General features: G+C 70.8%; 8 protein-coding genes. 4 read left to right on the forward strand and 4 right to left on the reverse strand.

The genetic code is table 11. The annotated features are described in order from the left end of the window. Positions 1 to 2 precede the first annotated feature (2 nt). Positions 3 to 1,424, forward strand: coding sequence for a Y-family DNA polymerase (locus ABTV91_RS03750; RefSeq protein ID WP_433853294.1), 1,422 nt, complete (start codon positions 3 to 5; stop codon positions 1,422 to 1,424). Further along, the gene (locus ABTV91_RS03755) at positions 1,421 to 4,663 is read left to right on the forward strand and encodes an error-prone DNA polymerase (protein ID WP_433853295.1); all 3,243 of its coding nucleotides are present in this window, start codon (positions 1,421 to 1,423) and stop codon (positions 4,661 to 4,663) included. Before ABTV91_RS03750 ends, ABTV91_RS03755 begins: the two co-directional genes overlap by 4 nt. 454 nt (positions 4,664 to 5,117) lie before the next feature. Here ABTV91_RS03755 and ABTV91_RS03760 read toward each other — a convergent pair whose 3' ends face one another. The 3 genes from ABTV91_RS03760 to ubiK all read right to left on the reverse strand — a co-directional run bounded on the left by ABTV91_RS03760 (position 5,118) and on the right by ubiK (position 9,346). Continuing rightward, positions 5,118 to 6,641 (reverse strand): lipase family alpha/beta hydrolase, encoded by a 1,524-nt coding sequence (locus ABTV91_RS03760; protein WP_433853296.1) that lies wholly within the window; start codon positions 6,639 to 6,641, stop codon positions 5,118 to 5,120. 925 nt (positions 6,642 to 7,566) lie between these two features. Next, positions 7,567 to 9,081, reverse strand: coding sequence for a YifB family Mg chelatase-like AAA ATPase (locus tag ABTV91_RS03765; protein ID WP_433853297.1), 1,515 nt, complete (start codon positions 9,079 to 9,081; stop codon positions 7,567 to 7,569). 10 nt (positions 9,082 to 9,091) lie between these two features. Beyond that, on the reverse strand, positions 9,092 to 9,346 hold the full coding sequence (gene ubiK / locus ABTV91_RS03770) for a ubiquinone biosynthesis accessory factor UbiK (RefSeq protein WP_433853298.1): 255 nt from the start codon (positions 9,344 to 9,346) through the stop codon (positions 9,092 to 9,094). Between the two features lie 176 nt (positions 9,347 to 9,522). Between ubiK and ABTV91_RS03775 the strand changes: the two genes are divergently transcribed. Together ABTV91_RS03775 and ABTV91_RS03780 are read left to right on the forward strand one after the other, a co-directional pair. Then, complete coding sequence (locus tag ABTV91_RS03775; protein ID WP_054662546.1) at positions 9,523 to 9,861, forward strand: P-II family nitrogen regulator; 339 nt, start codon at positions 9,523 to 9,525, stop codon at positions 9,859 to 9,861. A 3-nt stretch (positions 9,862 to 9,864) separates the two neighbouring features. Then, the gene (locus tag ABTV91_RS03780; RefSeq protein WP_433853299.1) at positions 9,865 to 10,233 is read left to right on the forward strand and encodes a DUF6404 family protein; all 369 of its coding nucleotides are present in this window, start codon (positions 9,865 to 9,867) and stop codon (positions 10,231 to 10,233) included. Positions 10,234 to 10,534: 301 nt separating this feature from the next. Here ABTV91_RS03780 and speE read toward each other — a convergent pair whose 3' ends face one another. Next, complete coding sequence (gene speE, locus ABTV91_RS03785) at positions 10,535 to 11,392, reverse strand: polyamine aminopropyltransferase (RefSeq protein ID WP_433853300.1); 858 nt, start codon at positions 11,390 to 11,392, stop codon at positions 10,535 to 10,537. Positions 11,393 to 11,426: the final 34 nt, after the last annotated feature.

Raw genomic sequence — 11,426 nt, forward strand, 5'->3', positions numbered from 1 at the left:
CCATGCTCTGGGCCTGTGTACTGCTGCCGCAGCTGGCGCTGGACGCCGTCCTGCGCCGTTGCCCTGATCCGCAGGCACCGCTGGCCCTGGTCAGTGGGCCGGCGCAGCTGCGCAGCCTGCATGCGGTCAATGCCGCCGCGGCCGCCGCCGGCGTGCAGGCCGGCATGCGCCTGACCGCCGCTCACGCGCTGCTGCCCGGTCTGGCCCTGGTCGAACACGATCCGCAGGCCGAGCAGCGCTGGCAGCGTTTCCTCGCCGCGTGGGCCTACCGCCACAGTTCGCTGGTCAGCGCGCAGTGGCCCGGCTGCATCGTGCTGGAAGTGCGCGCCAGCTTCGCCCTGCTCGGGCCCTGGCCGCGCATCGAGGCGCGGCTGCGCGAGGAACTGGAACTGCTGGGCTTCAGCCACCGCATCGCGCTGGCGCCGACGCCGCGCGCCGCGCAGGTGCTGGCCGGCCTGCGCGACGGCCTGGCGGTGACCCAGCCGGCGGCGATGGCGGCCCTGCTGGACCGCGTGCCGGTGCGCCGCGCGCGGCTGCCGGAGGAGGCCGGCGAACGCCTGCGGCACATGGGCATCGGTGACCTGCGCACGCTGCGCGCGCTGCCGCGCGACGCGCTGCGCCGCCGTTTCGGCCTGCCGCTGCTGGACCACCTGGACCGCCTGTACGGCCAAGCCGACGACCCGCTGGCGTATTACGCGCCGCCGGATCATTTCGACGCGCGCCTGGAGCTGGGCTACGAGGTCGAGAGCCACACCGCGCTGCTGTTCCCGCTGCGCCGCCTGGTCGGCGACCTGTGCACCTACCTGTCGGTGCGCGACGGCGGCGTGCAGCGTTTCGTGCTGCGGCTGGAGCACGAGGAAGGTCACAGCGACGTGGCGGTGGGGCTGCTGGCCGCCGAGCGCGAGCCGGCGCTGCTGTTCGAGCTGGTGCGCAACCGCCTGGAGCAGGTGCGCATCGAGCGGCCGGTGGTCGCGCTGCGCCTGCTGGCGCGCGAACTGCCGCCGTTCGTGCCGGCCTCGCGCGACTTGTTCGATCCGCGCACGCGCCAGCAGCAGCCGTGGCCGCAGCTGCGCGAGCGCCTGCGCGCACGGCTGGGCGACAGTGCGGTGCACCGCATCACGCCCACCTGCGACCCGCGCCCGGAACGCGCCTGGCGGCCAGTGCAGGGCGACGAGGGCCGCATCGGCGCCGCCGCCCCGGGCCTGCCGCCGCGCCCGGCCTGGTTGCTGCCGCAGCCGGTGCCGCTGCGCGATCCGCGCCCGCGCATCGTGTCCGGCCCGGAACGGCTGGAAAGCGGCTGGTGGGACGGCGAGGACGCGCGCCGCGACTACTACGTGCTGGAAACCTCGCAGGGCCAGCGCGCCTGGGCGTTCGCGCCGCCGGGCGAGCAGGGCGGCTGGATGCTGCACGGGTGGTTCGCGTGAGCCGGCGCGAAGCGCGCGATTCGCATGCCGGCAGCCGCGCGCCGCGCGCCTGGGAAGTGGCGCAGCGGCTGGCCCGCGCGGCCGCCAACGATGGCGCGCCCGGCGAGGACGCGCTGCCGGCCTACGCCGAACTGCACTGCCTGTCCGATTTTTCCTTCCTGCGCGGCGCGGCCAGCGCCGAGGAACTGTTCGCGCGGGCGCGCGACTGCGGCTACGAAGCGCTGGCGATCACCGACGAATGCTCGCTGGCCGGCATCGTGCGCGCCTGGGAAGCCGCGCGCGCCAGCGGCGTGAAGCTGGTGGTCGGCAGCGAGTTCGCCCTGGCCTGCGGCCTGCGCTGCGTGCTGCTGGTGGAAACCGCCGCCGGCTACGCGCGGCTGTGCGAGCTGATCACCCGCGGCCGCCGGGCCGCCGGCAAGGGCGCCTACCGGCTGGCGCGCGCGGATGTGGAAGCGGTGCTGGACGGCATCGCCGCAGAAGCCTCGGGCCTGTTCGCCCTGTGGCTGCCGGGCGCGGAACCGCGGCAGGAACAGGGCCTCTGGCTGCAGCAGCGGTTCGGCGCGCGCGCGCACCTGGCGGTGGAGCTGCACCGCGAACAGGACGACGACGCGCGCCTGCAGGCGCTGCTGGCGCTGGCCGATGCGCTGCGCATGACGCCGCTGGCCAGCGGCGACGTGCACATGGACGTGCGCCGCCGCCGCATGCTGCAGGACACGATGACCGCCATCCGCCACAACCTGCCGCTGGCCGAGTGCGGCGCGCACCTGTTCCGCAACGGCGAGCGCCACCTGCGCACCCGCCGCGCGCTGGGCAACATCCATCCGCCCGCGCTGCTGGAAAACGCGGTGCGGCTGGCGCGCCGCTGCAGCTTCGACATGAGCCAGCTGCAGTACCACTACCCGAAAGAACTGGTACCCGAGGGGCACACGCCCACCAGCTGGCTGCGCGAACTGACCGAGCGCGGCATGCGCGAGCGCTGGCCGGAAGGCGCGCCACCCGACGTGGTCCGGCAGATCGACAGCGAACTGGAGCTGATCGCCTACAAGCAGTACGAGGCGTTCTTCCTGACCGTGCAGGACATCGTGCGTTTCGCCAAAGAGCGCGACATCCTGTGCCAGGGCCGTGGCTCCTCGGCCAACTCCGCGGTGTGCTTCGCGCTGGGCATCACCGTGGTGAATCCTGCCGAGAGCCGGCTGCTGATGGCACGCTTCCTGTCACGCGAGCGCGACGAGCCGCCGGACATCGACGTGGATTTCGAGCACGAGCGGCGCGAGGAAGTGCTGCAGTACGTCTACGGCAAGTACGGCCGCCACCGCGCCGCGCTGGCGGCCACCGTGATCCGCTACCGTGGCAGGAGCGCGGTGCGCGACGTGGCCCGCGCCTTCGGCCTGCCGCCGGACCAGATCGCGCTGCTGGCCGGCTGCCATGGCTGGGGCAACGGCGAGGTGCCGATGGCGCAGCGGCTGCGCGAAACCGGCTTCGACCCGGACAATCCGCTGATCCGGCGACTGATGGCGGTGACCGCGCAGTTGCGTGGCCACCCGCGCCATCTGTCGCAGCACGTGGGCGGCTTCGTCATCGGCGATGCGCCGCTGTCCAGCGTGGTGCCGGTGGAGAACGCGGCCATGGACGGGCGCACCATCATCCAGTGGGACAAGGACGACCTGGAGACGATGAAGCTGCTCAAGGTCGACTGCCTGGCGCTGGGCATGCTCACCTGCATCCGCAAGGCGCTGGACCTGGTGGAGCGCCATCGCGGCTACCGTATCGATCTGGCGGCGCCGGCCAAGGACAAACCCACCTACGACATGATCCAGGCCGCCGACACCGTGGGCGTGTTCCAGATCGAATCGCGTGCGCAGATGAGCATGCTGCCGCGGCTGAAGCCGGAGTGTTTCTATGACCTGGTCGTCGAGGTGGCGATCGTGCGCCCCGGGCCGATCCAGGGCGACATGGTGCATCCGTACCTGCGGCGGCGGCAGGGCAAGGAGGACGTGACCTACCCTTCCGATGGCATCCGGGACATCCTGAAGCCCACGCTGGGCATTCCCCTGTTCCAGGAACAGGTGATGGAACTGGTGATGCATGCCGGTTACAAGGAGCACGAAGCGGACCACCTGCGCCGCTCGATGGCGGCCTGGGGCCGCGGCGGCGACATGGAGCCGCACCGCGAGAAGATCCGCGCGTTGATGAAGCAGAAGAACTACTCCGACGCGTTCATCGACCAGATCTTCGAGCAGATCAAGGGCTTCGGCTCCTACGGTTTTCCGCAGAGCCATGCCGCCTCCTTCGCCAAGCTGGTCTACATCAGCAGCTGGCTCAAGCGCCACGAACCGGCGGCCTTCGCCTGCGCCCTGCTCAACGCGCAGCCGATGGGCTTCTATTCGCCCAGCGAGATCGTGCAGGACGCGCGCCGCGCCGGCCGCGGCGGTCGCCGCAACGTGGAGGTACGGCCGGTGGACGTGACCTGCAGCGAATGGGACAACACGCTGGAAGGCGGGCGGCTGCGCCGCGGCGAGGGCGACGACGAGGGGCAGGCGGCCCTGCGCCTGGGCCTGCGCCAGGTGGCCGGGCTGTCGGAAACCGTGGCGCAGGCCATCGTCGCCGCGCGCGCCCGGCGCCCGTTCGCCGACGTGCGCGACCTGTGCCTGCGCGCCAACCTGGACGAGCGGAGTCGCCGCGCGCTGGCCGAGGCCGGCGCGCTGCAGGCGCTGGCCGGGCACCGCCACGCCGCGCGCTGGGAAGTGGCCGGCATCGAGCGGCAGCGGCCGCTGCTGCCCGGCAGCCCCGACGAGGACGCCGTGGCGCTGCCGGCGCCGTCGGCCGGCGAGGAGGCGCTGGCCGACTACCGCACGCTCGGCCTCACCCTCGGCGAGCATCCGCTGTCGCTGCTGCGCGCGCGGCTGCGGCGCGAGCGCGTGCTCGACATCGCCCAGGTGCGGCAGCTGCCGCACGGGCGCGGCGCGCACGTGGCCGGCATCGTCGTGCAGCGGCAACGCCCGGGCACGGCCAAGGGCACGGTGTTCGTCACCCTCGAGGACGAGCATGGCCCGCTCAACGTGGTGGTCTGGCAGGACCTGGCCGCGCGCCGGCGCAAGGTGCTGCTGGGCGCGCGGCTGATGGCGGTGCGCGGGCGCTGGGAACAGGTGGACGGCGTGCAGCACCTGATCGCCCGCGACCTGCACGACCTCAGCCACCTGCTGGGCGATCTGCAGACCCGCTCGCGGGATTTCCACTAGCGCAACGCGCGGGGAGCGCGGCGGCGTGGCCGATGCAGGCTTCGCGGCGCCGGGCAGGGCCGACGCCGGGCGCCGCATGCCGCCCGGTTCCAGTACGGAGTGGCGCTGCACACCGCAAGGTTGGCGGCCGCCATCGCATCGGTCGGTACGCGTCGGGCCCCGGCGCAAGCACCTGCAACTTTTCGCCTTCGGTCAGCGCCAGCAGCGTCTGCCCACCTGCAACTGACCAGCAGCGCGTCTGCGCACAGCGCCACGCTGGACTGGGTGCGGTTGTGTACGCCCAAGCGCCCGAGGGTCGCCGACAGGGGCCTCTACTACTTCAAGCTGTTCCAGCTTGAACACTTCGCTGGTGTGCGTACCGACGTCGCGCAGGCCAGCATGACGCGGACTTCCGCCGCTTCATCCGGTCTGGCAACCGTCGGAGAACGCCGCTGTCAGCGGCCTGTTCCCCGCCTCACTCCCAGTCCGACAGCGCGATCTTCAGTTCCGCCGCGAAGCCCTTGGCCGAGGACAGCGGCACCGTGAACACGTTGGGCGACTGCTGGCTGATGCCGATGGCCCGGGCCTTGGCGCTGTCCAGTTCGGCCTGGGTCTTCGGGCCGCCGGCCCACTGGTCGTCGCCCCAGACATAACGCAGCCGCCAGCTGTCGCCATCGGGCTTGGCGAACAGCACCAGCGTGTTGCGGAACAGGTATTCGCCGGGGATATGGTTCTTCAGGAACAGCGCGCCATCGACCTCGTAGCCGGCGTTGCACACCGCCAGTTCGATGGAGAAGGCGACCTCGCTGCCGGCGGTAATGCGGCGGCTGTCCAGGAACACCGAGAACAGCACCGGCGCGTGCGCGTCGCGGCGTACCTTGCCGTCCGCGTCGAAAATGTCGCTGTACTCGCGGCGTATCGCGCACTCGTTGGCCTGGGTGCGCGCGGTGAGCTGGTAGGTATAGGCGCCGCGCGGCGCCACCGTCGCTTCGATGTAGTACGAGGAACGCACCTGCCTGCCGCGCCTGCGCGCGGCCTCGACTTCCGGCGGCAGCGCCAGCGCGGTGATGTCCAGCTGCGCGGTGGCGCAGATGTCGCCGAACAGGAAGCGCGACAGGTTCTGGTAGCCCTCCTCGGAATTGACGATGCCGAAGTAGCCGCTGTGGCTGCGGTTGACGAAGGCACGCGGCGCGCCTTCCACATACGCGTTGGCGATGCGCACCAGGCCGTCGCTGAGCGCGCCGACCGCGAACGAGGACAGCCCGCGCGCCACCGCGTAGTCGCGGCTGTTGGTGCCGATCAGGCAGAACAGGCGCTCGGGCGGGAAGCCGGAATCGCCCAGCGTGTTGACCTTGTCCCTGGGCACCTTCAGGTAGCGCGCCATGTTGCCGCGGTTGAAGTTGTTCATGTCGTTGATCGACAGCAGGTCGGGCACGTTGATGCCGGCGATGTCGATGCCGTTGTGCGGCGTGGCGTAGGTGAACACCTTGTCCACCAGCGTGCGCGCCTCGGCGCTGGCGACCTCCGGGTTCTGCAGCAGGCAGCGGCAGATCAGCCCGCCCATCGAGTGCGCGACCAGGTAGACGCGGAAATCGCGGCGCTGGCTGGCGTTGTTGCCGCACACGCTGTCGCGCAGCTCCAGGATGCGCCGGCCCAGGCTGGCGGCGGCCTCGGCGATCGACGGTGCCTTGCCGTCGCCGAACGCCGGGTCGGCCACGTCGTAATAGCGGTGGATGACGATGCTGCGTGGCGAAATGCCGCCGCGCAGTTCGGCGCCGCCGTCGTAGACGTCGCGGTAGCCGTAGTCCTTCATCAGCCGCACCAGCGGCGACTCGAACACGAACTTCACCACCGAACCGTCCTGCGCCTGGCGGATCTTGGTGGAGCCGGCCTCCAGGCCCATGAACGGCGTGGAAGTGGTCTCGACGATCTCCGAGCGGGTCATCGCGTAACCGCGCACGTAGATGATCGGGAAGAAGGGGCGTTCGATCCTGTCCATGTCCGGCTCCGCGGGAGGGGAAGGCGATGCTGCGCCATTGTCGTCGCATCCGGGGCGACCGGGGACGGGCCCGGGTGGCGCGATAGGCCGGCGGGGCCTGGGTGGCGGGGTTGTGGTGTTCCTTGTTGGTCACATGACGCAGGTGAATGGCGGGCGCGGGCCGGCAAGTCCAGCCGGCGCGCCCTGCTCGACGGCAGGCCCAGCTGGAGGCTGGCGGTATTGCTGCGCTCCAGCGGATACGCATGGTTCGATAGCCCAGGTGTCCTGTAGTGCCGGAGCGGCGCCTGTTCGTCGGGACCCTGTCGCAGGGCATTGCGCTCCGCGGGGACATGTACGGCAGCTGCCATCCAGCGGCCTGCGGTGTCGTGTAGCGCAAGACTTCGCCTGCGGATACGCGTGGTTCGGTAGCCTGCGTGTAGTGCCGAGCGGTGCCTGTTCATTCCGCCCTGCCGCAGGGCACTGCCCGCTTCACGGGGACATGTCGGAGAGCTGCGATCCAACGGCTTGCGGTGTCGTGTAGCGCCGGGCGTCGCCTGCGGATACGCACGGTTCGATAGCCCGTGTATCCCGTAGTGCCGAAGCGGTACCTGTTCATCGGCACCCTGCCGCAGGGTACTGCCCGCTCCGGGACATGTCGGGGAACTGCGATCCAGCGGCCTGCGGTGTCATGCAGCGCGGGTGTCGCCTGGCGGGGCTGGGCCGGTAAGGCCCAATGCGGGGCGAGTTCCGCATCTACGGGCATTCGCGGCTGAAGCCGCTCCTAGGGGATTCCATCCGCCGAAAGGGGTTTCGTGAAGCCGTGCCGCTCGGCTGGTGGCGATCGCGGAACCTGCAACTGCGGGTCGATATCCGATAGGAGGTGTGCGGTGTGGGGCAACACCGGCAGAGCATTCCCGTCAGCGTCCGCAGGGGGACATTGCCTGCTCTACTGCGAGCCATCCGGAGAGCCGCGATCCAACTGGCGATAGCCGATGGCCTCGGTGAGGTGCGCACGTTCGATGGCGCCGCCGCCGGCCAGGTCGGCGATGGTGCGGGCCACGCGCAGGATGCGGTGCATCGAACGCGCCGACAGCTGCAGGCGCTCCATCGCCTGCTCGAGCAGCGCCTGGTCGGCCCGGGCCAGCCCGCAGTGGTGCAGGGTCTGCCCGGGATCCAGCCGCGCATTGGGCCTGCCCGCCCGCTGCAGCTGGCGGGCGCGGGCCTGCGCCACCCGTTCGCGGACCACGGCGCTGGTTTCCCCCGGTGGGGCCGCGCCGCGCAGCTCGGCCGGCGGCAATCGCGGAACCTGCAGCTGCAGGTCGATGCGGTCCAGCAGCGGGCCGGAGATGCGGGCGCGATAACGGGCGATCGCATCGCCGGAACAGCGGCAGCGGCCGCTGCGGTCGCCGGCCCACCCGCACGGGCACGGGTTCATGGCCGCCACCAGCTGGAAACAGGCCGGAAACTCGGTGCTGCGCGCCGCCCGCGCGATGGTGACCACGCCCGATTCCAGCGGCTCGCGCAGCCCTTCCAGGGTTTGCCGCTTCCACTCCGGAAGTTCGTCGAGGAACAGCACGCCGTTGTGGGCGAGGGAGACTTCGCCGGGTCGCGGAATCGAGCCCCCGCCGACGAGCGCCACCGCACTGGCCGTGTGGTGCGGCGACCTGTACGGCCGTTGCCGCCAGCGCGCCGCGTCCACGCCGTGTCGCCCGGCCGAGGCAATGGCGGCCGTTTCCAGCGCCTCGGCCTCGCTGGCTTCGGGCAGGATGCCCGGCAGCCGCGAGGCCAGCAGGGTCTTGCCGCACCCGGGCGAGCCGACCAGCAGCAGATGGTGGCCGCCGGCCGCGGCGATCTCCAGCGCGCGCCGCGCCTGCGCATGGCCGCGCACGTCGGCCAGGTCGGGCAGCGGGACGGGCTCGGCCGCGGCGGGCTGCGCGTCCGGCAGCGCCTTTTCGCCGCCCAGGCTGGCGCAGACCTCCAGCAGGGTACGCGCGACCTTGACCGTCGCCTGCCCGGCCAGCGCCGCCTCCCCGGCGTTGTCCGGCGCCACCACCAGCGTGCGTTGTTCGCGTGCCGCCGCGATGGCGGCCGGCAGCGCGCCGTCCACGCCACGCAGCTCGCCGGTGAGGGCCAGTTCGCCGATAAACTCGTGGCCGGACAACGCCTGGCGGTCGATCTGCCCGCTGGCGGCGAGGATGCCCAAGGCGATGGGCAGGTCGAAGCGGCCGCCGTCCTTGGGCAGGTCGGCCGGCGCCAGGTTGATGGTGATGCGCCGGGCCGGGAACTCGAACTGCGCGCAGAGGATGGCCGCGCGTACGCGGTCGCGGGATTCGCGCACCGCCGCTTCGGGCAGGCCCACGATCTGGGTGCAGGGCAGCCCGCCGGACAGGTGCACCTCGACCCGTACCGGCGGCGCATGCACGCCGGCGCGTGCACGGCTGTGCACCAGCGCCAGGCTCATGGCCGACGCCTCAGGCGTCGTTGGCGGGGCGCTTTTCCAGTGCGGCGACGGCCTGTTCCAGCGCGTCCAGCTTCTCGCGGGTGCGCAGCAGCACGGCGCGCTGCACCTCGAACTCCTCGCGGGTGACCAGGTCCAGTTTGGCCAGGCCGGCCTGCAGGGCGCTCTTGAAGGTGGCCTGCAGTTCCTCGCGCGATTCGCGCAGCCCCGGTGGGACCAGGTCGCTCAGGCGGCGGGCCAGCGCATCGATGTGGTTCAGGTCGATCATGGGGAGTCTCCGCAGGGGCAGGCTGGCAGGTTAGGCGCCGCCCGCAACCGCGGCCATCGGGCTCTGTTGCGTAGGGACGTAAGGATAATCCCTTGGTGCCGGCGGCGGCACGCCGGCCTGCCCGCCCGGCGCAGGGCAGGCTATCCTTCAGGGGCACACCGACAGGGAACCGACCGATGAAAATGATCATGGCCATCGTCAAGCCGTTCAAACTGGACGACGTGCGCGAGGCGCTTGCCGAGCGTGGCGTGGCCGGCATCACCGTCACCGAGGTCAAGGGTTTCGGCCGGCAGAAGGGCCACACCGAGCTGTACCGCGGCGCCGAGTACGTGGTCGATTTCCTGCCCAAGGTGAAGATCGAGGTCGCGGTGACCGACGCCCAGGCCGACGAGGTGGTGGAAGCCATCGTCAAGGCCGCCGGCACCGGCAAGATCGGCGACGGCAAGGTGTTCGTCTACGACCTGGGCAGCGTCGTGCGCATCCGCACCGGCGAGCTCGACGCGGACGCGCTCTGAACCATGGCGGCCATTGACGGGGAATTCGACCAGCGCCTGCAGCGGGCCCTGGCGATGCTGGATGGCAAGGGCCTGCCGCGCGGTACGTCCGCGCCGCTGTTGTACCGGCTGTTGTGGAAGCTCGGTTTCCGCGTGCCGCCGCCGCTCATGATGGGGTTTGTCCCGAACGCCTTGCTGATGGGGGGCCTCTTCGGGCCGATCTGGGGCTTGGTGATGTGGTTGATGGTCTGGCGCCGTTCGCAGATGCCGGTGGGCATGGTGCTGCTGGCCATGGTGGTGGCCGGCGTGCTGTTCGGCCTGTCGATGGGGCTGTATGGGCGTTGGATTGCGCGCCGGCGTGGCATTCCGCTGTGGCGCGATTTCCGGGGCTGACCAAGAACGGCGGGCCGCGACGGGTCAGCCCGGCGCGAACGTGGAAGCCGAGGATCGGTGTGCCCCGGGTGTCGGCGCATGCCGTGCAGCGGCCGGTGCCGTTCTGCCGGGGACTTGCCGGATCGGTTTCGGGGTCCCGGAAATCCGCCGTCGCCGGGCGAGGTGAAGGCAACCGATCGCCGCGAGAAAAAACGGCAGGACCTTCGTTTTCACGGCGAAGCCGCCCGCAAGGTCGCGCCCATTCTGACCGCCACAAAAAACCCCGCGTCGCCGCGGGGTTTTTTGTGGGCGAAGGCTGGGCTTACTCGCCCAGCGCCTTGGCCACGAACGGCGGGCTGACCAGCACGCCGGTATGCAGCGGGGCGGTGTAGTACAGCGTGTCGAACGGCTTGGCGGCGGCATCGGCCTGGCGGAAGCCGAAGCCGAAACCGGCCTGCTTGCTGGCCACGGTCACCGACCACCAGCCGGTCGGGTAGCACGGCTGCGGGAACGGCAGGGTCTTGAACGACTGGAAGCCGGCCTTGCCCATTTCCGCGCGCATGTCCTTGATCAGGTCCAGCAGCGCCAGCGGCGATTCGCTTTGCTGCACCAGCAGGCCGTCGTCCTTCAGCGCGCGGAAGCAGCTCTCGAAGAAGGCCTTGTTGAACAGGCCCTCGGCCGGGCCGACCGGGTCGGTGGAGTCCACGATCACCACGTCCACGCTGCCTGGGGCGCAGTTGGCCATGTAGGCCACACCGTCGTCGAACAGCAGTTCGGCGCGCGCGTCGCCGTTGGATTCGCACAGTTCCGGGAAGTACTTCTCGGCCATGCGGGTGACCTGCTCGTCGATGTCGCACTGGGTGGCGCTCTCCACGCCCGGGTGCTTGAGCACCTCGCGCAGGGTGCCGCAGTCGCCGCCGCCGATGATCACCACGCGCTTGGGCGCCGGGTGGGTGAACAGCACCGGGTGGCTGATCATCTCGTGGTAGAAGAAGTTGTCCTTGGTGGTCAGCATCATGGCGCCGTCGATGACCATCAGCTTGCCCCAGTCGGTGCTGTCGTAGATCTCGATCTTCTGGAACGGCGACTGCACTTCGTCCAGCTTGCCGGTGATGCGGAAACCGATGGCCGAGCCGGTCGGCTGGAAGTGTTCGATGAACCAGTTTTCGTTGGTGGTCATGGCGATGCTCCTGGGAGGAAGGGCTGTTCCTTCT

Origin of the sequence: Stenotrophomonas nitritireducens (assembly GCF_050984405.1) — a bacterium.
Lineage (GTDB): Bacteria > Pseudomonadota > Gammaproteobacteria > Xanthomonadales > Xanthomonadaceae > Stenotrophomonas > Stenotrophomonas nitritireducens_B.